This is a genomic window from Marinobacter sp. AN1, from assembly GCF_026013985.1.
GTDB lineage: Bacteria > Pseudomonadota > Gammaproteobacteria > Pseudomonadales > Oleiphilaceae > Marinobacter > Marinobacter segnicrescens.
This window is the reverse complement of the sequence record NZ_CP110342.1, coordinates 2034604-2055350: the sequence shown is the minus strand read 5'-3', so window position 1 is coordinate 2055350 and position 20747 is coordinate 2034604. Positions and strand designations below refer to the sequence as shown.

General features: G+C 59.8%; 20 protein-coding genes and 1 other RNA gene. 5 read left to right on the top strand and 16 right to left on the bottom strand.

All coding sequences use genetic code 11. From position 1 onward, the window contains the following. Positions 1 to 314: 314 nt before the first annotated feature. From LJ360_RS09515 to LJ360_RS09455, 14 genes are all read right to left on the bottom strand, one after another. Positions 315 to 614 carry a hypothetical protein gene (locus tag LJ360_RS09515; protein ID WP_091850283.1) on the bottom strand — a complete coding sequence of 100 codons (300 nt, stop codon included), beginning with the start codon at positions 612 to 614 and terminating at the stop codon, positions 315 to 317. Between the two features lie 273 nt (positions 615 to 887). Next, positions 888 to 2066: a vWA domain-containing protein gene (locus tag LJ360_RS09510; RefSeq protein ID WP_091850281.1), complete on the bottom strand. Its 1179-nt coding sequence runs from the start codon at positions 2064 to 2066 to the stop codon at positions 888 to 890. A 64-nt stretch (positions 2067 to 2130) separates the two neighbouring features. After that, positions 2131 to 2973 (bottom strand): AAA family ATPase, encoded by an 843-nt coding sequence (locus LJ360_RS09505; RefSeq protein WP_091850279.1) that lies wholly within the window; start codon positions 2971 to 2973, stop codon positions 2131 to 2133. A gap of 169 nt (positions 2974 to 3142) precedes the next feature. Then, positions 3143 to 5305 carry a vWA domain-containing protein gene (locus LJ360_RS09500; RefSeq protein ID WP_264995937.1) on the bottom strand — a complete coding sequence of 721 codons (2163 nt, stop codon included), beginning with the start codon at positions 5303 to 5305 and terminating at the stop codon, positions 3143 to 3145. 168 nt (positions 5306 to 5473) lie between these two features. Continuing rightward, positions 5474 to 5776 carry a hypothetical protein gene (locus tag LJ360_RS09495; RefSeq protein WP_320108796.1) on the bottom strand — a complete coding sequence of 101 codons (303 nt, stop codon included), beginning with the start codon at positions 5774 to 5776 and terminating at the stop codon, positions 5474 to 5476. Positions 5777 to 5793: 17 nt separating this feature from the next. Further along, entirely contained in the window at positions 5794 to 6240 is a 447-nt protein-coding gene (locus LJ360_RS09490; protein ID WP_091850275.1) for a YcgN family cysteine cluster protein, read from the bottom strand. Continuing rightward, positions 6237 to 6530 (bottom strand): YcgL domain-containing protein, encoded by a 294-nt coding sequence (locus LJ360_RS09485; protein WP_091850273.1) that lies wholly within the window; start codon positions 6528 to 6530, stop codon positions 6237 to 6239. The genes LJ360_RS09490 and LJ360_RS09485 overlap by 4 nt, the downstream gene beginning before the upstream one ends. After that, complete coding sequence (locus tag LJ360_RS09480; RefSeq protein ID WP_091850271.1) at positions 6523 to 7674, bottom strand: ribonuclease D; 1152 nt, start codon at positions 7672 to 7674, stop codon at positions 6523 to 6525. Before LJ360_RS09480 ends, LJ360_RS09485 begins: the two co-directional genes overlap by 8 nt. Before the next feature lie 24 nt (positions 7675 to 7698). Next, on the bottom strand, positions 7699 to 8301 hold the full coding sequence (gene recR, locus LJ360_RS09475; protein WP_091850269.1) for a recombination mediator RecR: 603 nt from the start codon (positions 8299 to 8301) through the stop codon (positions 7699 to 7701). Positions 8302 to 8385: 84 nt separating this feature from the next. Continuing rightward, entirely contained in the window at positions 8386 to 8709 is a 324-nt protein-coding gene (locus LJ360_RS09470; protein WP_264995936.1) for a YbaB/EbfC family nucleoid-associated protein, read from the bottom strand. Between the two features lie 29 nt (positions 8710 to 8738). After that, entirely contained in the window at positions 8739 to 8996 is a 258-nt protein-coding gene (locus LJ360_RS20020; RefSeq protein WP_413774411.1) for a DNA polymerase III subunit gamma/tau C-terminal domain-containing protein, read from the bottom strand. Between the two features lie 23 nt (positions 8997 to 9019). Then, complete coding sequence (dnaX, locus tag LJ360_RS09465; protein WP_413774410.1) at positions 9020 to 10783, bottom strand: DNA polymerase III subunit gamma/tau; 1764 nt, start codon at positions 10781 to 10783, stop codon at positions 9020 to 9022. 140 nt (positions 10784 to 10923) lie between these two features. Continuing rightward, positions 10924 to 11020, bottom strand: an RNA gene (gene ffs / locus LJ360_RS09460) — signal recognition particle sRNA small type. 107 nt (positions 11021 to 11127) lie between these two features. After that, positions 11128 to 11823, bottom strand: coding sequence for a 2OG-Fe(II) oxygenase (locus LJ360_RS09455; protein WP_264995935.1), 696 nt, complete (start codon positions 11821 to 11823; stop codon positions 11128 to 11130). A 122-nt stretch (positions 11824 to 11945) separates the two neighbouring features. Here LJ360_RS09455 and LJ360_RS09450 point away from each other — a divergent pair, with 122 nt between their 5' ends. From LJ360_RS09450 to prsR, 5 genes are all read left to right on the top strand, one after another. Next, positions 11946 to 12854 (top strand): D-hexose-6-phosphate mutarotase, encoded by a 909-nt coding sequence (locus LJ360_RS09450; RefSeq protein WP_264995934.1) that lies wholly within the window; start codon positions 11946 to 11948, stop codon positions 12852 to 12854. 83 nt (positions 12855 to 12937) lie between these two features. Then, positions 12938 to 13753, top strand: a complete 816-nt coding sequence (locus tag LJ360_RS09445) for a lysophospholipid acyltransferase family protein (RefSeq protein ID WP_091850259.1) — start codon at positions 12938 to 12940, stop codon at positions 13751 to 13753. Then, positions 13753 to 14700, top strand: a complete 948-nt coding sequence (locus tag LJ360_RS09440) for an SDR family oxidoreductase (protein WP_091850257.1) — start codon at positions 13753 to 13755, stop codon at positions 14698 to 14700. Before LJ360_RS09445 ends, LJ360_RS09440 begins: the two co-directional genes overlap by 1 nt. 44 nt (positions 14701 to 14744) lie before the next feature. Next, the gene (gene prsK, locus LJ360_RS09435) at positions 14745 to 16901 is read left to right on the top strand and encodes an XrtA/PEP-CTERM system histidine kinase PrsK (protein ID WP_091850255.1); all 2157 of its coding nucleotides are present in this window, start codon (positions 14745 to 14747) and stop codon (positions 16899 to 16901) included. Between the two features lie 126 nt (positions 16902 to 17027). Next, complete coding sequence (gene prsR / locus LJ360_RS09430; protein ID WP_264996017.1) at positions 17028 to 18350, top strand: PEP-CTERM-box response regulator transcription factor; 1323 nt, start codon at positions 17028 to 17030, stop codon at positions 18348 to 18350. A gap of 30 nt (positions 18351 to 18380) precedes the next feature. Here prsR and LJ360_RS09425 read toward each other — a convergent pair whose 3' ends face one another. Both LJ360_RS09425 and LJ360_RS09420 read right to left on the bottom strand, forming a co-directional pair. Further along, positions 18381 to 19877, bottom strand: a complete 1497-nt coding sequence (locus LJ360_RS09425) for a bifunctional 2-methylcitrate dehydratase/aconitate hydratase (protein ID WP_264995933.1) — start codon at positions 19875 to 19877, stop codon at positions 18381 to 18383. Positions 19878 to 20023: 146 nt separating this feature from the next. Beyond that, positions 20024 to 20737: a lytic transglycosylase domain-containing protein gene (locus LJ360_RS09420; protein ID WP_264995932.1), complete on the bottom strand. Its 714-nt coding sequence runs from the start codon at positions 20735 to 20737 to the stop codon at positions 20024 to 20026. Between the last annotated feature and the right edge of the window lie 10 nt (positions 20738 to 20747).

Genomic DNA, 20747 nt, shown 5'->3' with positions numbered 1-20747 from the left:
ACGATCTCTGTGATCGCTTTCGCGTTAATCCGTCAGTTATTTTTACAGATCTGCGAGGCTCCGCGGTTTATAACGCGTTTCAGGAGGGGTACCAAATTGATTAGAAGGGTAATTTCAGGAGGTGGCAGCGATCCTGCTAGATAGGTGGATGACGCAGGCGCTTACTGGAGGTGTTTGCGTTAAATGCCGAGCTTGGCCGATACACACTCAACCGTGTATCGGCTTTTTTTGGCCCTTTACCTGGCGAAGGGGAAAAGCGGCATTAATGTCCGTTTTGGTGCCGGTACGGCTATCTCCGACACCGGGAAGCCGGATCAGGCGCCCAGTTTCGCTTCGCAGTTTTCACCGATCAGCCTGGTGGCGGCTTCAACGTCCATGGACTTATCGGCGTAGATCTGACCTACGGATTCCTTCAGTACATTGGCAGATGCCTCGCTGCTCGCATTCTCATCGATGGCCGAATAGACCTCCTCGATTGCGGTGTCGTTGTCACGTGCGCCCACAAGGTCCGGGGCAGCGGCTTTCTGGGCTTCACACACAGGGTTTGCCTGGGCAACAGTGGCAAGGCCCATACCGGCAAAAACGACGCTGGCAAGCAACAGTTTCTTGTTCATAAACAGGTTCCTTCCTGGCAGGTTCTTGAAGTGGGGAGCCCCGGAATACCGCGCGAGGTTCCGTCTCGCAAACCAGGGCATAACCTTGGAGTTTGACGGGCAAGCCTTCACAGCAAGCCGTCGGTCACTCCGGGAAGTGATTGAAACATAGTGAGACATTAACTGAAAATGTCTTATTCTTTAGCAGATACAGAACAGCCCGGGAACCGGCCCGGGCTGCACCTGGGGTGACCGGTCTGACTCCGGTCTGTGAGCGGGATCAAGCCGCTTTCATTACTTGCTGAGGTGGCGCATGGCCGACTCCAGCCCTTCAATGGTCAGTGGATACATGTGATCCCCTACCAACTGCCGGGTGATACCCAGTGAGCCTCCCCTGCCCCAGTAACTCTCCGGCAGCGGGTTGAGCCAGACCACCTTGCGGAAGTGGTCGGTAACCCGCTGGAACCAGGTGGCACCGGCTTCCTCGTTCCAGTGCTCAATGGAGCCGCCGGGATGGGTGATTTCGTAGGGCGCCATAGTAGCGTCCCCGATGAAGATCACCTTGTAGTCCGGGCTGTACTTGTGAAGGATGTCCCAGACCGGTGTGGTCTCGTGCAGGCGACGCACATTCTTCGTCCACACCGCTTCGTAGATGAAGTTATGGAAGTAGAAATACTCCATGTGCTTGAACTCCATCCGCGCGGCGGAGAAGAGCTCTTCACAAACCCGGACATGAGGGTCCATGGAGCCACCCACATCAAAGAACAGCAACACCTTCACCGCATTGTGGCGTTCCGGCACCATTTTCAGGTCCAGGTAACCGGCATTGCGGGCGGTGGAACGGATGGTATCGTCCAGGTCGAGCTGGTCCGCCGCACCCTGACGGGCGAACTTGCGCAGCCGGCGCAGAGCCACCTTGATGTTACGTATACCCAGGGTGATGGAGTCATCCAGGTCACGGAACTCCCGCTTTTCCCAGACCTTCACCGCACGGCCGTGGCGACCTTCGTTCTGGCCGATACGGAACCCTTCAGGGTTGTAGCCGTTGGCACCAAAAGGTGAAGTGCCACCGGTACCGATCCATTTATTGCCACCCTGGTGCCGCTCCTTCTGCTCTTCCATGCGCTTCTTGAAGGTGTCGATCAGCTCTTCCAGGCCACCAAGGGATTCGATCTTTGCCTTTTCCTCGTCGGTCAGCTGCTTCTCGAACTCGGCCCGCAGCCAGTCATCGGGAATCAGCGCCTCCATCAGCTCGTCAAGGTTTTCAATGCCCTTGAAATAAGCTTCGAAGGCCCGGTCAAACTTGTCAAAATGGCGCTCGTCCTTCACCAGACACAGCCGTGCCAGGTAATAGAACTCCTCCATATCGCCAAAGGCGAGCCGCTTTTGCATCGCCTCCAGCAGGTCGAGAAATTCACGCAGGCTGGCCGGAACCTTGGCTGCGCGAACTTCCATGAAAAAATCTATCAGCATGGCGTCCTCCCAAAAGAGGCCGTTAGGTCATTTATCCACCGGGCAGCAGCCTGCCCGGGGAACCTCACTTCTTGCGACGAGCCATGAATGCCAGCTTCTGCAGCAGATGCACGTCCTGCTCGTTCTTGACCAGGGCGCCGTAGAGCGGCGGCAATGCACTGCTGGAATCGCTTTCCTGAAGCATCTTGCGGGACAGGTCATCCGCCATCAGCAGCTTGAGCCAGTCGATCAGTTCCGAAGTGGACGGCTTTTTCTTGAGGCCCGGGACCTTACGCACATCAAAAAACACCTCCAGGGCATCTCGCACCACTTCCTGCTGGATACCGGGGAAATGCACGTCGACGATGGTCTTCATGGTGTCGTGGTCCGGGAAGGCGATGTAGTGGAAAAAGCAGCGGCGCAGGAAAGCATCGGGCAGCTCTTTCTCGTTGTTACTGGTGATCACGACGATGGGACGCTTCTTCGCTTTGACGAACTCCTGGGTCTCGTAGACAAAGAACTCCATGCGATCCAGTTCCAACAGCAGGTCGTTGGGAAACTCGATATCCGCCTTGTCGATCTCGTCAATCAGCAGAACGACCTGCTCGTCGGCCTCGAACGCCTCCCAGAGCTTGCCCTTGACGATGTAATTGCGGATGTCCTTAACCTTTTCATCGCCGAGCTGCGAGTCCCGCAGACGGGAAACCGCATCATACTCATACAGGCCCTGCTGGGCCTTGGTGGTGGACTTGATGTGCCAGGGAATCAGTCGCAGCCCGAGGCCTGCAGCCATCTCTTCCGCCAGCAGCGTCTTACCGGTACCCGGCTCACCCTTGATCAACAATGGACGCTCAAGGGCTACGGCGGCGTTGACCGCCATCTGCAAGTCTTCGGTGGCTACGTATTTATCGGTACCGGTAAATTTCATGGTAATAAATCCTGTGTTCTGAATTGACCGTTAAAAGTTGAGGCTGGCGATGGCCCGGAGCGTCATCTCCGGAAACGCGCATTGCCTGCCATTGGTTAATGGAGGACGAGTATAGGTTTTTTACCCGTCGCTGATAAGCAGCGCGGGCGGCGGTCAGTGGTGAAGACGATTAATCGTCCTTCTTGCCCTCTTCTTGGGAGGGCTTCTGCCGCCTGGTGATTTCGTCCTCCTCGGCGTCCAGGTCCGGAAGGTCATCGATATCAGAAAGATCGAAGTCTTCCAGGCCAAATTCATCGCCGTCTTCATCCTCGAGCAGTGAATCGTCAAACTCATCGAGCCCCGGATCATCCGCCCGGCTGGCTTCTTTTGCGGAGTCCATATCAGGCTCTGCAAATTCCTGCAGGTCCGGTTCGTCCTGGGCTCCCTCCTGACCATCTTCCGGCAGTGTTTCCGGCTCCGGCCCGGACACCTCCCGGGCTTCCGCTGGCTCAATCTCTTCTGCCACCGGCGGCTCTTCCATGGCAGCGGCCTGGTCATCAGCTGCATCGCTGATTTCTGCGTCACCCACAGGCTCGCTCTGAAGCGCCTCTTCCGGCACCGGATCCGTATTGTCATCAAGCACCGGGGGAACCTCTTTCCTTGGCTCGTCCTCGTCTTCCATAGCCGCTCTGGTATCTACGTCAGCGGAGGTTTCCGGTTCAGGCGCTGAGGCTTCTGCCCCGGCGGCCGGTTGAGGATCGGCGCCGGCAAGCGCTGCGGAAGCGGCCTGACGCCTGCGGCGCAGCAAGAAAACCGCGATGGCCACCAACGCGACGAACAGGCCTGCGCCTCCGGCGATCCATGGCCACAAGCCGGTCAGCGAAAACCCTTCCCGGGCGGCATCGGAATTAACCACTGGTTTCGGCTCGGCGGTTTCGCCTTCCGTCACCGGTGTGCTTTCCTCCACCTGACTGAGGTCAATCGGGCCGTCAACGGCGGGTTCCGGGGCAGTGGCTCCGGCAGGCTCTGACTGCACGGCCTCCTGCTGTACGGTTTCCTCGGCCACATCAGGCCCCGTCTCCTGCGCGGCGCCTTCCGGGGCCGTTAGTGTCAACGCCTGACGATACTTGCGGGAGAAAGTACCACCATCAGCTTCGAGCTCCATCTGGTATTGGCCTGGCTCCTGCAACTGGGCAATGGTATCCCGGTAAACACCGTCCAGGGGTGGCTCACCCTCACTCAGCTTTCGAGTACCCTGACGCCCGTCCTCCGTGGTCATGGTGAGCCGAACGTCAATCACCCGGAGGAAGTCACCGTCAGTAATTCGCTCCCCGTCCTCAGTAAAAAATGCCCTCACCTCGAGAGTATCCCCAGGCTCGAAACGCGCCGGCAGCGGCTCCACTTCCAGCTTCAGGTCACTGACCACGGTTACGCGGCTGCCCTCACCCAACGTGCCTTCGAGTTGCCATTCACCGGCCACTGGCTGGTCGATGGTGATCAGGTCGTACCCGACCTCCCGTACCCAGCGGACACCGTCGACAGACTCGTCAGAGGCAATGGCGCTGCCGTCGGGAGTTACCAGGGTCAGCTGCCGTTCTGCAGGGGCCGTACTGCTGAAAATCAGCGCAGTAAATTCCTCCACCCCCTGATCCACGCTAAAGCGGTTATTATTCAGCGGAACCTCATTGGCAGCGACCGCCTGGCCCAATGTGTCAGCGAAAATGCGGCTTAACTCATCGGCGGTCCCGGCGACGCGGGCAACTCCGCCAGTGTGATCGGCAATCGCACCGAGCAGGTCAAGGTCTGCTTCTGCGGACAGGGCAATGGTATGGATGGTCAGCCCTTCCGAGGCCAGCTGTGGCACCAGTTGCTCGAGGATGCGTTCCCGTTCAGCGTTGTTGCGGGCGGCGCTGGGGTCAATATCGACCTTGCCGTCACTGAGGAGGATCAGGTGGGTATTGCGAAGGGACCGCCCGGGAGCGAACCAGTTGTCGCTGGCGGTTTCGATGGCTCCGCCGATATTGGTTCGTTGGGCGACTGAATTGATCTTCTCTGAACCTTCGTTCAGCGAGTTCCTCAGGGGATCATCGAGGGAGCCATGCGGGACCAGCATGTTGACTTCACGACCGAAGGTCCACAAGCCAACACCAGTACCATCTGGCAGCAGCCCTGCCAGCAGCCTGACTGCCGGGCGCCGGAGGTTATCCGGATCGTTGAGTTTCATGCTTCCGGAGATATCCACCACCACCCGGATATCCCGCACGGAGTCATCCTGGCCCTGCTGGGCGTAGGCAGGTGAAAGCATCAACGCGACCACCACAGTCAGCGTGAAAAGCAGCTTTCGCAACAGCATGTACGGGTCCTCTTGTTATCTTTCGGGGTTCCCGGTTTTGGGGCGGCATCCCTGCCAGGTTGGCTGCCGCGTCAGTGCGCCAGCGGGACATGAGTGTCGGTTGTCAGCGCCGGGTGAAGCGGTACCTCACCAGGTCCAGTATCCAGACCAGTGCCATGATCAGACACGCTACGCCAATATTGAAAACGCCCGGGCGGCCTCGGCGGGCTCCCCCAGAAAGGTTTCGTAACCACCAAACAGCCAGGCCGGTACCCACCAACCATCCACGACCGAGGATTGTACCGGGGTAGCAATCAGCGCAATCAACGCCGCCCTGAGCAAGCTGCGCAGGCCATACAGCGGTAACAAGCGGAATACCCGGGACATGGCCCAGTAGAACAGGACGAAGCCTACCACGTAGATACCCCAGAACAGGGCGTAGGCGGTCTGGGAGTCGGCGTCCATGGTGGCGATGGCCAGTGAGTCAGTCATAGGTCGCAATGATTCCTTCACAATACCCAGTAAATTATGTGTTCCTGCCACTCTTCTTCCGGCACCTGGTTCGCCGGGATCGTCCGGTGGGCAACGGACACACCGGCGTCATGGACCGTGTCCGGTGAGCCGGAACGTAACGGGTGCCAGTCCGGCAAGGGGCGCCCCTCGGCCAGGGTACGATAGGCACAGGTCAGGGGCAGCCAGTGGAACTCTCCGATGTTTTCCGGCGTAAGCACGGTACACTCCGGCACGATCTGCTGACGTCGCTCATAGTCCAGGCAGCGGCAGCTGGCTGTATCCATTTGCCGGCAGGCAAGGTCGGTGTAGTAGACCTCACCGGTGTCCGCATCCTGCAGCTTGGTCAGGCAGCATTTGCCACAACCGTCACAGAGGGATTCCCACTCTGTGGCAGTCATTTCGGTAAGGCGCTTGCGCTGCCAGAACGGAATATCCGCCATCAGGCACCGAAGTCCCTGAGCTTTTCCTTGAAGGCAACGATATAGCTGTCGGCCTGTTCAGGGAGCTGCAGATAGTAATCTTTCTCGTCGATGGCCTCCAGCACTTCCTTGCCGGTGGTCCGGGCCAGTTTGCGCTGGGGTGTCAGCACCAGGTCCATGGCGTGCACCGGCTTGCCAAAAAGCTCCCGCAAGGATTCAGGCAAGGCCTGCCAGTCATGGCCACGGCGAACGTACAGGTACGTCTCGCCTCTTTTGCTGCTGCGAAATACGGAAATAAAGGCCTTTTCAGTCATTCCTGGTTTCCAGTAGTACCTTGATATCGTCGAGTACCGGGGCAAGTACCTGTCGCCGCCAGCCGGTCGCAAAGTCATCCATTGCTCCAGGGGTGCCGACACGCAATATTGCTTCCAGTCGTTTCCTGGGTGCCAGTAACTCTATCGGGACATCCGCCTGTTCCGCGGCCCTGGCCATGTGCTTTTTCACTTTGCGGTACTGATCCTGCTGCGGCCGGGTCAGGGGCCGGTCGATCAGGGGATCTGGCACATTCCCGGCTGCCCGGGACGCCTGAATGAGCGTCAGTAGCTGGTCGCCATAACGACGAACGACCACCGGCGGTACATCCTCCACCGCCGCCAGAGCGCCGGCACTCTCGGGAAGCCGGTCCGCAAGGTTGATCAGGGCTGCGTCCGACAGTACCCGGTTGCGGGGGCGGTCGCGGCGACGGCATTCCTCTTCGCGCCAGGCCACCAGGGCCTTGAGAATCCCTTGGCTGGCCGGGGCCAGGTGCCAGCCACCACGAAGCTTGAGGTACCAGTTAGCCGGGTCGGAAAGCGCCAGCAGGTCCTCGGCAAAACGGTTTGATTCTTCCGCCATGGCACCGGACAGGCCGCGAGCGTCCAGGCGGCCGGCAACCCATTCATAAAGCGGCAGCAGGAAACGCACATCATCCAGTGCATATCGCAACTGGTCGGCACTGAGGGGTCGGGCCAGCCAGTCGGACCGGGTGGCAGACTTGTCGAGGGTTTCCCCGAAGAGCGTTTCCACTAACCGGGCATAGCCTAACGAAAAGCCGGCACCGGCCAGGGCTGCGCCCAGTTGCAAGTCAAGCAGGCCTCGCGGCTCCAGCGACAACCAGTGCCGGAAGAGCTCCAGGTCTTCGCCCATCGCATACAGCAACTTGGGCCTGCCCGGATCAGCCAGCAGTTCACGGAACCGGGTAGACTGTTCGACGACGGCGGGCTCTGCCAACCGAAGGGAGTCACCGGCGCCAAGCTGCACCAGCCCGGGGATGGGATAAAAGGTTGAAACCCGCTCGAATTCGGTATCCAGTGCCAGCGGATGCTGCTGATGGACTTCCAGCCAGGCATCCAGGTCGGCAACCGTCTCCAGCCACTGGGGGGTCTGTACCGGCGGCACCGGGGGTAAAGCCTGGTTCATGAAATCTCCTGGTAGGCCATGGAATCAGTCGGTCAGGGGCTTGCGACCCCGGAAGGCGTGGGTCAGGGTAAATCCGTCGACGTAACCAAGCTCACCCCCGACGGGGATGCCGTGGGCAAGCCGCGTGGTCAGCACGCCGGTGCCATCAAGGCGGTCAGCGATGTAGTGGGCCGTTGCCTCCCCTTCCACCGTAGGGTTGGTAGCAAGGATCAGTTCACTGACGGACTCATCCCGGACACGGCGAAGCAGCAACTCGATTCCAATGTCTTCGGGGCCAATACCGTCAATGGGTGAAAGGTGCCCCATGAGCACGAAATAGCCGCCCCTGTAGTCGCCCGCCTGTTCAATCGCTAACAGGTCTGATGGGCTCTCAACGACACAGAGGGTGCCGGTGTGCCTTTCAGGCTTCTCGCAGATCGGACAGATCGGTGTATCCGAGAAGTTCTGACAACTATCGCAGCGCCGGACACCGGTCATGGCAGCGGATAACGCCCCGGCCAGCCTTTCACCACCACCGCGCCCCTTCTCCAGCAGGTGAAACGCCATTCGCTGGGCCGTTTTCTGGCCAACACCAGGCAAACACCTCAGGGATTCAACCAGTTCATCCACCAGCGGGCTAAAAGCCATCCGTACTCCTGCAATTACGACTGTCTGCGGTCATCAGCAACCATGTCCCTTTCCGGAAATGGCCACGATCCGGTTTATCGGCCGTCAGAACGGCATCTTGAAGTTGGAGGGCAGCCCCATACCGGACATCATTCCGGACATGCGCTCCTTCTGCTCTGACTCCACCCGACGTACCGCATCGTTGATGGCGGCAGCAAGCAGGTCTTCCAGCACTTCCTTCTCTTCCGACATCAGTGAGTCATCAATGGAGACCTTGCGAACATCATGGCGTCCGTTCATCACCACCTTGATCAGGCCAGCACCGGACTCCCCGGTCACCTCTGCCTTGGCCGCCTCTTCCTGCGCCTTCTGCATTTCTTCCTGCATCTGCTGGGCCTTTTTCATCAGATCGCCCATACCATTCATCATCTTGAGTACCTCTCGATTCTGTTTCGACGTTATCCGGCGGAATTTTCAAGCGGCCGGATACTATCTTTGACGACCCGACCTTCAAACCGTTCCACGATGGCCTTGACCAGCGGATCTTGCTCAATAAACTGCTCAGCCTGTTGCTGACGGCGAGCTTTTTCACGCGCTTCCCAGGCGATAGGAGTCTGGTCTCCGGCGTTGCCGGGCGTGACCTCAAGGGTCGCCTCCCCGCCAAATGCCTGCCGCAGCCCCTCCAGGATCCTTTGCTGGTGGCGATCGGTCAGCAACCGGAAGTGCCCCTCATCAAGCGTCAGCCGGAAGTGGTTTCCTTCACGCTCACAGGAGGCCTGGCTCGCCAGGTTTCCTGGCATGCGACAATCCCCAACTCGCGAAAATCCCGCGGCCAGACGAAACCCTCAGCATCCAGCAACTCGCGGGGTTCAGCCGGTACTGGCATCGCCGCAGTCCGTTCTGCAGCGGTCCCGCCTTGTGCCTGCGGCACGCTCGCAGCCTGCGCCGAAGATTCGACAGGCTCCGGCTCCGGTATCAAGGGTGCAGGCGGTTCCGGTGCGGGTGATACTGATCCACTGATCGCTTCCGCATCCGCCGGTTCAGGCCCCGTATCCCAGGGCACGTCATCGTCATCGGCACCTCCGGCCAACTGGTCCGCCATCGCCATCAGGCTGTCATCTTCCGGGCCGCGGACTGCTGATGGCCCGGGAGACTGCTCCGGGGCCGGCACTGACGAAGCGTCTACCGGAACGGGTGGCGAAACGTCGGAGATAGTCGACTGGCGAGCGTTATCTGTCGGTGACGGCTGAGCGCCAGTGTCCAGAATGGGTCCTGCAGCGGCCGTTTCAAGGCCTGCGGGGGCGGGCTCCTCACCAGTCTCCCGGTCGCCACCGCTGCGACTGCCACCCGGGCTGCTCTCACGACCTTCCGTTCGGTCAGGTGTGCCGACGCTCACAGCAGGCGGTTCACAGCGCTCGGCACCAGGGCGGAATGCCAGCATGCGCAGGAGGGTCATCTCGAACCCCATTCGGGCATCAGGGGTGATTTCCAGGTCTTTCCGACCCACCAGGGCCGCCTGGTAAAACAATTGTGCGTCTTCTGCGCTCAGCTGACGCGCCAGCTCCTGGACCCGGTGGGCATCGCCCATGGCATTATCTGCGCTGCCCGGCACCACCTGTTCCATGGTGACCCGGTGGAACAACGAAAGCAGGTCCGCCAGAATCGCGCTGAAGTCCGGGGAAAAGTCAGAAATGCGGTCAATTTCCGCAAGCAGCTCCGGGCCGTTGTCAGTTACCAGCGCCTCAACCAGTTTTTCAATGTCTCGCTGATCGATGGTACCGAGCATGCTGCTGACATCGCTGGCTGCCAGTTTCTGGTTGCCGAAAGCAATGGCCTGGTCGGTCAGGCTCAGGGCATCCCGCATACTGCCGTCCGCGGCCCTGGCAAGCTGCCACAGGGCCGGCTCCTCGAACGGAATCGATTCTTCACCCAGGATGTAACGCAGATGGCCCACAATATGCTCCGGGGTCATGCGCTTGAGGTTGAACTGCAGACAGCGAGACAGCACCGTAACAGGAAGCTTCTGGGGATCTGTTGTAGCCAACAGAAACTTGACGTGCTCTGGCGGCTCTTCCAGCGTTTTGAGGAAAGCGTTGAAGGACTGATTGGTGAGCATGTGCACCTCGTCAATCAGGTACACCTTGAAACGTCCACGGGTAGGCGCGTACTGAACGTTGTCTGTAAGCTCACGCATGTCGTCCACCCCCGTGCGGGAGGCGGCGTCGATCTCGATCAGGTCAACAAACCGGCCATCGAGGATTTCCCGGCAACTGGAACATTCCCCGCAGGGGGTTGCCGTGACCCCGGTTTCACAGTTCAGGCAGCGGGCCAACAGACGCCCGATGGTGGTCTTGCCCACCCCCCGGGTGCCGGTAAACAGGTAGGCATGGTGAAGACGGTTATGCTCCAGGGCATGCACCAGTGCCTGCAGCACATGCTCCTGCCCTACCATGTCCTGGAATGTTCTGGGACGCCACTTACGGGCAAGTACCTGATAACTCATAGGGCCGTCACTGCACAAAGAAGAAATTAGGAGAAAAGCTTATCACGGACCGGCACCCCGAAGAAGCAGACACGCGGCACGTTCCAGATCAGGAAGTAATGGAACATCGGGGGGGGCATGAGGGAGAAAACTGGGGGTGGCCCCACCAGCGACACCCCGGCACACGAGTCCACCGCTGCGGCTGCTCCCTTCCGGGCCTGACCGGGTTCACGGTTTATCGTTGCGGGGGCACCGGCAGGACCACCATAACGGTAGTCCGGATTGCCCGAACGCGGCGCATAGTAGCAACAGCCGGGGGTGGTATCAATCCCTGTTCGGGCTACCGGAGAAAAAAGGGGCAGTGGTCACACCCCGGTCAGCGGAACCGGCACCACGTCCTGGCGGAACCAACAGGCGATGCTATGGCGGGTGCGGGCCGCCGGCAAAACCTCATGGGGCACCTCTTCACTCATGAACAGAGCCACCCTGCCCTCATCCGGTTGAACCCGGCCACAGATTTCCTCCGGACTTTCCCGGTTGAAGACCTGCAGTTCGCCGCCATCTTCCGGACGCCAGCCTTCATTGAGATAAAGCACCAGGCTAACCACCCGAGAGGCACGGCCACGGAAACTGTCTACGTGGCGGCGATAGAAGTCTCCCGGCTGATAGCTCGCGTAGTGCGCTTCAAAACGTTGCAACCCAAGGAACAAGCGGCGGTTCAGCCCCACCCGGACCTGCTCCAGGAAACCGAACAATTGCTGCTGGGCCGGCGTCTGGCCGTTTAGCCAGGCAATCCTGTCCCGGCGGACCGAACGGTCCCGGGTGAAGTCGCTGCCCCGACCAACACCCGCACGCTCCATGGCAGCGGTTTTCTCGAGGATTTCGACCTCCTGGCGCAACTCCGCCAGCAACGCCCGCCCCAAATAGTCACGGACATCCAGGTTCAGCCAGCCCCGTTCGCTCAGGTCAGCAGCGATAGTATCCAGCCAGGTTTCCTCGACAACCGCGCCCTCAGGCGTGCCATTGGGCGAAGTGGGCAGATCGGCGAAGGCAATGGTCATCAATGGTTTTCCCGGCGGGTAAAAAACGGCATTCTAGACCTTTCCGGGGGCGCAGGAAGCCCCCTGTTCGCGGTTTCTGATAGGCAGTTACCGTTACCTGGTTGCAAAATGCAGGGATCTTCATGAACCACCTCGCCAACGCCCGCCATGCCCGACTCACCCGCGTCGGTGAACTGGATGTTCTGGAAATCAGCCACCCACGGTTCCACGCTTCCCTGGCCTTGCAGGGGGCCCACCTCTACAGGTTCGCGCCGGCCGGCGACCAGAACTGGCTCTGGCTCAGTCCATCTGACCGCTTTGAGCTGGGTCGGTCCATTCGCGGGGGCATTCCGATCTGCTGGCCGTGGTTCGGCGACCCGGCACGCAACCCAGGGCCAGTGCGCTCCCAGCTCCGTGGCAGCGACATTCCCGCCCACGGGTTTGCGCGCACCGCACCCTGGAGCCTCGCAGGTTTCCAGGAAACAGCGGAAGACCTGACCCTCGCCCTCGTGCTCGAGCCATCAGTCAATCATCGGGAACATTGGGCAGCCACGGCAAGGGCGCAGATCACCTTCCGCTTCAGCCCCTCGGCCCTGACACTGGAACTGACCACCGAGAACAATGGTAGCGGCGCCCTGGCAATTACCCAGGCGCTTCATACCTACCTGCCTGCTTCGGGTATCGAACAAACCACCATTTCAGGCCTCGAGGGCGTCACCTACCTGGACACCCTGGATCGCTGGCAGCCACGCAACCAGGACGGTCCTGTGTGGTTCAGGGGAGAGACAGACCGCATTTACCAGGCGGCGCCTGACATGACCATCGAGACCGGAGAACAAATTTATCGGTTAACGGCCCGGGGTAGTGCCTCCACGGTAGTCTGGAACCCGGGGCCTGATAAGGCCCGGCGCCTGTCCGATTTCCCGGACAATGCCTGGACCAGCATGCTGTGCGTTGAAACCGCCAATGCAGCTGACGATTACCGCGAACTGTCTGCAGGGCAGAAACATACCCTTGCAATGACCCTGAGCCGTGAGCGTCGTGCGAGCTGACCACCTTTCATCGCCCGGCGCCCGAACGACGATACCTTTACAGGATCGCCTATACTCCGTTTAGACAGGAGAAAGGATTACCCATGAGTCTGGCAGAGTTCCTCAAACGACGTCTGGTTTCCCCGGAACTGGACCAGCAGATCGACAGCATCGGCAAGCCCATCGGCTCACTTGGGTACGATCCCTGGGGCTACAACAACGAAACCCTCAAAATCGGCTATGCCATCACCCGGCAGATCTACGAAAAATATTTCAGGGTCGAGGTGGACGGCATCGACAAGATACCGGCTGAAGGCCCGGTACTCATCATTGCCAACCACAGTGGCCAGCTGCCCATTGACGGTTTACTGATCGGCTTTGCCCTGGCTTCCCGGAAGGACAAGCCGCGGATTCCACGGGCCATGATAGAGCGTTTCTTCCCGACAGTGCCGTATCTGGGTAACCTGCTGAACCAGTTTGGGGCTGTGCTCGGGGACCCGGTGAACTGCGCGAGGATGCTGGCAAATAACGAGGCGGTCATTGTCTTTCCCGAGGGCATCAGGGGCTCCGGCAAGCTCTACCGGGACCGCTACCAGCTCAAGCGTTTCGGTAACGGGTTCATGCACCTCGCAATGGAGCACAAGGCCACGGTGGTTCCTGTTGGCGTGGTGGGCTGCGAGGAAACCATTCCGGCCCTGGCCAATATCAAACCCCTTGCCCGGTTGCTTGGCCTGCCCTACCTTCCCGTCGCGGCCCCGGTGATCCTGCCGGCCAAGGTGCATCTCTGCGTGGGTGACCCGATGTTCTTCGACAATGACGATATTCCCGAAGAGCAGGTGACCGCCCGGGTGGATTCAGTGAAGGCTGCGGTCGGGGAAATGATCAAGAAGGGACTCAACCAGCGCAAGAGGCTGTTCTGATGACGGCACCCAAACGACCGCAGATACTGGTAACCGGCGCCGCCGGCACGCTCGCACAGAAGGTCATCGCCCAGCTGCGGGAAACCTGTGACCTGGTGGCGGTGGACTTCCGCGAACAGGTGTGGCTCGGAGATGATATTCCCAGCTATTGCATCGACTTCAACAAACGTGTGTTCGAGGACCTGTTCCGCCGCTTCCACTTTGATGGTGTCATTCACCTGGGCCGCATAATGTCCAGCCAGGAAAACAGGCTGCGCCGCTACAACGCCAATGTACTGGGTACCCAGAAGCTGCTCGACCTGAGCCATAAATACAATGTCAGACGGGTCATTATCCTGTCCACCTTCCATGTTTACGGCGCAGTGCCCTTCAATCCGGCACTGATTGACGAGGAAGCGCCACTGAAGGCAGCCGGGCTGACCATGGACCTGGTGGACTCCGTAGAGCTGGAGAACCTCGCAAACATCTATCTGTGGCGCTACCCCCACCTGAACATCACCGTACTTCGCCCTTGCAACATCGTCGGACCCGGTGTGCGTAATACGATCAGCACCTTGCTATCCGGTGAGCGGGCGCCGGTGCTGGCAGGCTTCTCGCCGATGATGCAGTTCATCCATATCGACGACATGGCGGATGCCCTGGTGGCCACCTGGCGCCACAAGCAAAAAGGCATCTATAACGTGGCGCCAGACGACTGGGTGGCCTACCAGCGGGCGCTGGAACTTTGCGGCTGCCGACAGGTGCCGATTCCGTCGATACCGCCGTTACTGCCCCGCACGCTGCTCAGGGTACTCAGCCTGAAGCGCTTCCCACCGTATCTGATGGACTTTTACAAGTACCCTGTCATCATCGACGGAAGAGCCTTTAAAAGGGACTTTGGTTTTTACCCCCAACGGTCCCTGGATGATATATTTCACTACTACCGCGAGAACAAGCACCCGGTTTAGCCTCGTGAGGGTCGGACGGGAACGAATCACAGGATGTGCAGTTGATGTTCAATGAATTCGGACTGATCAGCCATGCCGCCGCCACCCTGGCATTCATGCTGCTGGGTGGACTGATCCTGACTCGCTACCTGCGCCGGACCTCGGACCGGATGCTGCTGTTCTCGGCGTTGCTGTCCACCCTGTGGGCAGGGTCGCTGGTCAGCCAGCAACTCTGGGGTGAACCGTCCTTCATCGTGCGCTATCTGCTGGAACTGCTGCGCGACTCGGGCTGGGTCATGGTCCTGCTGGCCCTGCTGCGCTCCGCTGACCGGCAAATCCTGGCCGCGGGGCGCACCCGCCGCCTGCTGGGCTTCTCCACCTTTGCCATCATCTTCGTGCTGTTCACCCTCGCAGCCCTGGAATCCCTGTTATCGTTTCCCCTGGTGAGCGGCAAGCTGAAGCTCGTCGGCCAGATCGCCCTTTCGCTCCTGGGTATCTGCCTGGTGGAGCAGATCTGGCGTAATTCCCTTCAGTCCAGCCGCTCCAGTATCCGGTATCTGTGTATTGGCATACTGACCCTGTTTGCCTATGACTTCTTCATGTACACGGATGCCTTGCTGTTCGGCCAAATCTCCAGCGGCTTCTGGGACGCCCGGGGCATGGTGAACGCGTTGATCGTTCCATTGCTGGGCATCACCATGATAAACACCCGCAAGCAGCCGGTGGAATTCCAGCTTTCCCGCAACGCCATGTTCCACGTCAGTGCCCTGGTATTTGCCGGTATCTACCTTCTGTTTGCCGCTGCCGGGGGTTACTACGTCCGGGTTCTCGGCGGCGACTGGGGCGACGCCCTGCAAATGCTGTTTATCACCGGCGCGCTGGCATTTCTGGGCCTGCTGCTTACCTCACGCAGGTTCCGCGCCCGCCTGATGGTGTTTATCAGCCAGAACTTCTTCGACTACAAGTATGACTACCGGGAAGAGTGGCTCAAGATGACCAGGGAGCTGGCCAACCTGAGCGACCAACCACCGCTTCCGGAGCGAATCATCCGGATTTTGGCAGGGTTGCTGGAAAGCAGCTCCGGTGCTCTCTGGGTAAGGGACGAAGATGGTAATTTCATGCTCCAGAACACCGTTAATATGGAGCAGCCCCGCTTCACCAGTATCGACGGCACCTGCGAACTGGCCCGCTTCTTCAGCGAGCGGGAATGGATCATAGACCTGGACGAATACCGCAGTGACCCCGTGCGCTACAACCTGCTGGAAATACCGGACCCGATTCTGAAGTTCAGTCATGGCTGGCTCCTGATACCCATGTATCTGGGCAATGAGCTCTACGGCATTACGCTGGTGGGACGGGCCAATGCCCGGGTGGAGCTGAACTGGGAAAACTTCGACCTGGTACGTGTCGTGGCCCGGCAGACCTGTAACCTGCTGGCGCAGGCGGACGCCCAGAACCGGCTCTCACGGGCCATGCAATTCGAAGCGGTCAGCAAGGCGTCCGCCTTCATGGTGCATGACCTGAAAACCCTCATTGCCCAGCTCTCGCTGCTGGTACGCAATTCCGCCCATCACCGGGACAACCCGGCGTTTATCGATGACATGATCAGCACCACCGACCATGCGGTGCAGAAGATGTCCAACCTGGTGGACCACATTCGCAAGCCGGCTCCCGTTCAGGGGGAGCAGAGTCCGCTGAACCTGCACCAGATGATCGGGGAACTGGCTACTCATTATTGCCGTAACCAGCCTCGGCCAAGGGTTCTCGGTCCTTCAGATCCGGTGATGGTGAGGGCTGACCGGGACCAGTTGTGGAGCGTGCTGGGCCACCTCATCCAGAACGCGCAGGACGCCACACCACCAGACGGAGAAGTGACACTCACCCTGAAGGCATCCTCTGACCATGTCGTCCTGTTTATCCAGGATACTGGTACCGGCATGAGCGAGGAGTTTATTCGCATGCAGTTGTTCAAGCCGTTCGAGAGCACCAAGGGCCTTACGGGTATGGGTATCGGGGCCTATCAGGCCCGGGAGTACGTCCGACAGCTTGGGGGCAATATTGACGTCACCAGTGAGCCCGGCATGGGGTCCTGCTTTTCAGTGTTGCTGCCAACCGTACGCCTGGCTAGCCGGACTGAACCGGCCGATCCTGAACCCGACACGGTAGAAGAGCCAGCCCCGGAAGCGTTACCAGAGCGGGCCAGAGGATTGCATTCCCCGTGAATTCAGTCGACACTTACGACAGACCCCGGTTGAATAAAAACGAGTTACGCCAACAACGAAAGGACTTGTCTTGTTGTGACCAAGCGACTGCTGATAGTTGAAGACGATCCGGGCCTGCAGAGTCAGATGCGCTGGTGTTTCAGCACTGACCTGGAGGTGGAAGTTGCAGCCGATCGGGCCAGCGCCCTGGCCAGCCTGCGCAGGAACGAACCCCAGGTGGTGACCCTTGACCTGGGCCTGCCACCGGACCCCGGTGGTGCTTCCGAGGGTTTTGCCCTGCTCGATGACATCCTCCGCCTCTCTCCCATGGTCAAGGTCATTGTGGTGACCGGGCGCGAAGACAAGGAAAACGCCGTCAGGGCCATTGGCATGGGCGCGTCGGATTTCTACCAGAAGCCGCTGGACCCGGACATCCTGACATTCGTGGTCAACCGGGCATTCCGGCTGGCTGAACTCGAAACGGAAAACCGTGAGTTGGCCAGTCGACACAACGGTACCAACATCAAGGGCATTGTTGCTGCCAGTCCGCAGATGCTCTCCGTCTGCCGCACGCTCGAAAAAGTCGCCCCCACAGATGTTACGACCCTCATCACGGGTGAGACGGGCACCGGCAAGGAACTGCTGGCCCGTGCACTTCACGACCTCAGCCACCGGGCTGACAAGTCCTTTGCCGCCATCAATTGCGCTGCCATTCCGGAGAACCTGCTGGAAAGCGAACTGTTCGGCTACGAAAAAGGCGCATTCACCGGGGCCACCCAGAGCAAGAAAGGCAAGATCGAGAGTGCCAACGGTGGCACACTGTTCCTGGATGAAATCGGGGATATGCCCATGTCGCTGCAGGCCAAGCTGTTGCGCTTCCTGCAGGAGCGCTCAGTAGACCGGGTCGGCAGCGTAAAGCCCGTGGCAGTGGATGTACGGGTGGTTTGCGCCACCCACCGGGATGTTCGTCAACTCATCGATAGCGGCGAATTCCGGGAAGACCTTTACTACCGCATCAGTGAGATCACCCTGGACGTACCTGCGCTCCGGGACCGCCAGGGAGACCCCCTGGTGATTGCTCGCTCCCTGTTGCAAAACCTGTCGCGCCAGCTTGACCGGCCGAATCTCTCCTTCAGCGATGATGCCGTGCGGGCCATCAATAGCTATGGCTGGCCGGGCAACGTTCGCGAGATGATCAACAAGGTCAAGCGGGCCACCATCATGGCAGAGGGCAAGCGGGTTACCGCCACTGACCTGGAACTCAGCGACGACAGCGAGCAGGCGGATAATCAGCTCAACCTGCGCCAGGTTCGGGAAACCGCCGAGCGCAATGCCATTTTGCAGGCGCTGAAAACCACCGGATTCAACATGGCCCAGGCCTCACGACTGCTGGGGATTACCCGACCCACACTCTATAACCTGACGGACAAATACCGTATCGACACCTCTGCCGAAGCCGCCCAGGCCTGAGGGCCCGGGCGGGCCCCTGCCGGCACGTCCTCAGATGACAAACCGATCCATGAAACGGTGTACCGGAGTGTCTTCGAGGGTCTGATGATGGTCGCAGATACCCAGGATCTGGTCACAGGTCTGCTGCGGAAACCGCGTTGCCAGGTTTGTGCGGAACTTCTCTACCAGTAGCGGCAACCCCTCCTCCCGGCGGCGGCGGTGACCTATGGGGTATTCCACGGCTACCCGCTCGGTGCTGCTGCCATCCTTGAAGAACACCTGTATGGCATTGGCAATGGACCGCTTGTCCGGCTCCAGGTATTCGCGGGTGTAACGCTCGTCTTCAATCACTTCCATCTTGTCGCGGATCTCATCGATGATGGGATGGGCTTCGTGGAACGTGTCTTCATAGTGCTCGGCGTTCAGTTCCCCGAAGATCAGTGGCACCGCGGCCATATACTGCAGGCAATGATCCCGGTCTGCGGCGTTGGCCAGTTTGCCCTGCTTGGAGATGATGCGGATAGCGGACTCGTGGGTCACCAGCTCAATCCGGTCAATCTCACCCAGGCGGTCACGGACCTGGGGATGAAGCTTCACCGCCGCCTCCGCTGCCGTCTGGGCATGGAACTCAGCCGGGAAAGAGATCTTGAACAGGATATTTTCCATCACATAGCTGCCGAACGGTTGCGGTAGCGAGAACTGGCGTTGTCCTTCCGGCTTGATCGCCTGGTCACGGTTGGTCTTGCTGAAGAGAACGTCGTAGAAACCCCACTGTGGCGCCGTGAGCACACCGGGGATACCCATTTCCCCTCTCAGGGCGATATCCGCCAGCCGTACAGCGCGGGAGGTGGCGTCCCCGGCTGCCCAGGACTTCCGCGAGCCGGCATTGGGGGCATGGCGATAGGTGCGCAATGACTGCCCATCCACCCAGGCATGGGACAGCGCCGACAGCAACTGGTCCCGGCTTGCCCCCATCAGCCACGCCGTCACTGCCGTGGACGCCACCTTGACCAGCACCACATGGTCCAACCCGACCCGGTTGAAGGAGTTCTCCAGCGCCAGCACGCCCTGGATTTCATGGGCCTTGATCATGGCCTCCAGCACGGTTTTCATGGTCAAAGGTGCTTCACCGTTGGCCACTCGCCGGCGAGAAAGGTGATCCGCCACGGCCAGGATCCCGCCCAGGTTATCCGAAGGGTGCCCCCATTCCGCCGCCAGCCAGGTGTCGTTGTAGTCCAGCCAGCGCACGATACACCCGATATCCCAGGCCGCCTTTACCGGGTCCAGCTCGAACGACGTACCAGGGACCCTGGCACCATGGGGCACCAACGTACCCTGAACCAGCGGCCCGAGGTGCTTGGTGCATTCCGGGAAACGCAGTGCCAGCAGTCCACACCCCAGGGTATCCATCAGGCAATAGCGGGCTGTGGTCCAGGCTTCCTCACTATCGATTGGGGTGTCCAGCACATAGTCTGCAATAGACTTGATCACCTCGTCATAGTCCGGGCGGACATTCTGGTCGGCGTTGGCGTTGGCGTTGGCGTTCATAGGACCTCCTCAATGTCGGATAACAGCCATGATCATGGAACATGGCCCGCTGCCGATCAGTCTAGACTATGGGAGGGCCACCTGATCAACCGACGGCGGGATATGGAGGACATAGCAGACCCTGTACGCCAGGGCCATGAATGGGGTCAGTTGCTGGCCAGGCGATAACGTTCGTGGAGAATGCCGACCCGCTCCACATAGGCCCGGGTCTCCGCATAGGGTGGAATACCATTGTGCCGACGGACGGCACCCGGACCAGCGTTATAGGCGGCGGTCGCCAGTCGGACATCACCATTGTGGAGCTCGATCATGCGGGCAAGGTAGTTAACCCCACCGCGAATGTTCTGGCCGGCGTCCAGGGCGTTGGTGACGCCGACTTCCCGTGCCGTTCCGGGCATCAGCTGCATCAAGCCCTGCGCCCCCTTGGAGGAAACCGCCTGTGGGTTGAACGCACTCTCGGCGTGGATCACAGCGCGAACCAGCGCCGGGTCGATATTGAACTCCTGCGCAGTGGTTTTGATTTCGTCGTCATAACGACCCGTAAACAGCGGGGTGCGTTGCCAGTTCACCTTCGAGTCTGGCCTGCATGCGTAGCATTCGAAACGAATGACATCAAAGGCTGCCCGGGAAGGCCTCGCCTCGCTGAACGTCACTACCCCGTTCTCGTCCTTGTACTTATAGACCGTTTCCCGGCCAGTGCTGGCAAGGGCCTTGCGGCCTGCGGGGGCATTGGTGTACTCCACCCGACCGTCAGGGTGGACAACCCGGCGCACTGTGTCTGCGGTAGCAGGCATGACAGACACCATGGCAGGCAAAAGGCAAAGCAGGGTTGTAACCAGTAAATGGACAGAACGACCCATTCACACCTCA

What these genes read in the sequence shown, in the direction of transcription:
- LJ360_RS09470 (WP_264995936.1), bottom strand. Translation starts at nt 8,709, where the DNA reads ATGATGAATGGTATGGGCGATCTGATGAAAAAGGCCCAGCAGATGCAG.
- LJ360_RS09500 (WP_264995937.1), bottom strand. Translation starts at nt 5,305, where the DNA reads ATGCTGTTGCGAAAGCTGCTTTTCACGCTGACTGTGGTGGTCGCGTTG.
- LJ360_RS09510 (WP_091850281.1), bottom strand. Translation starts at nt 2,066, where the DNA reads ATGCTGATAGATTTTTTCATGGAAGTTCGCGCAGCCAAGGTTCCGGCC.
- recR (WP_091850269.1), bottom strand. Translation starts at nt 8,301, where the DNA reads ATGGCTTTTAGCCCGCTGGTGGATGAACTGGTTGAATCCCTGAGGTGT.
- prsR (WP_264996017.1), top strand. Translation starts at nt 17,028, where the DNA reads ATGCGCTGGTGTTTCAGCACTGACCTGGAGGTGGAAGTTGCAGCCGAT.
- LJ360_RS09445 (WP_091850259.1), top strand. Translation starts at nt 12,938, where the DNA reads ATGAGTCTGGCAGAGTTCCTCAAACGACGTCTGGTTTCCCCGGAACTG.
- LJ360_RS09425 (WP_264995933.1), bottom strand. Translation starts at nt 19,877, where the DNA reads ATGAACGCCAACGCCAACGCCAACGCCGACCAGAATGTCCGCCCGGAC.
- dnaX (WP_413774410.1), bottom strand. Translation starts at nt 10,783, where the DNA reads ATGAGTTATCAGGTACTTGCCCGTAAGTGGCGTCCCAGAACATTCCAG.
- LJ360_RS09505 (WP_091850279.1), bottom strand. Translation starts at nt 2,973, where the DNA reads ATGAAATTTACCGGTACCGATAAATACGTAGCCACCGAAGACTTGCAG.
- prsK (WP_091850255.1), top strand. Translation starts at nt 14,745, where the DNA reads ATGTTCAATGAATTCGGACTGATCAGCCATGCCGCCGCCACCCTGGCA.
- LJ360_RS09420 (WP_264995932.1), bottom strand. Translation starts at nt 20,737, where the DNA reads ATGGGTCGTTCTGTCCATTTACTGGTTACAACCCTGCTTTGCCTTTTG.
- LJ360_RS09485 (WP_091850273.1), bottom strand. Translation starts at nt 6,530, where the DNA reads ATGACTGAAAAGGCCTTTATTTCCGTATTTCGCAGCAGCAAAAGAGGC.
- LJ360_RS09450 (WP_264995934.1), top strand. Translation starts at nt 11,946, where the DNA reads ATGAACCACCTCGCCAACGCCCGCCATGCCCGACTCACCCGCGTCGGT.
- LJ360_RS09480 (WP_091850271.1), bottom strand. Translation starts at nt 7,674, where the DNA reads ATGAACCAGGCTTTACCCCCGGTGCCGCCGGTACAGACCCCCCAGTGG.
- LJ360_RS09515 (WP_091850283.1), bottom strand. Translation starts at nt 614, where the DNA reads ATGAACAAGAAACTGTTGCTTGCCAGCGTCGTTTTTGCCGGTATGGGC.
- LJ360_RS09440 (WP_091850257.1), top strand. Translation starts at nt 13,753, where the DNA reads ATGACGGCACCCAAACGACCGCAGATACTGGTAACCGGCGCCGCCGGC.
- LJ360_RS09495 (WP_320108796.1), bottom strand. Translation starts at nt 5,776, where the DNA reads ATGACTGACTCACTGGCCATCGCCACCATGGACGCCGACTCCCAGACC.
- LJ360_RS09455 (WP_264995935.1), bottom strand. Translation starts at nt 11,823, where the DNA reads ATGACCATTGCCTTCGCCGATCTGCCCACTTCGCCCAATGGCACGCCT.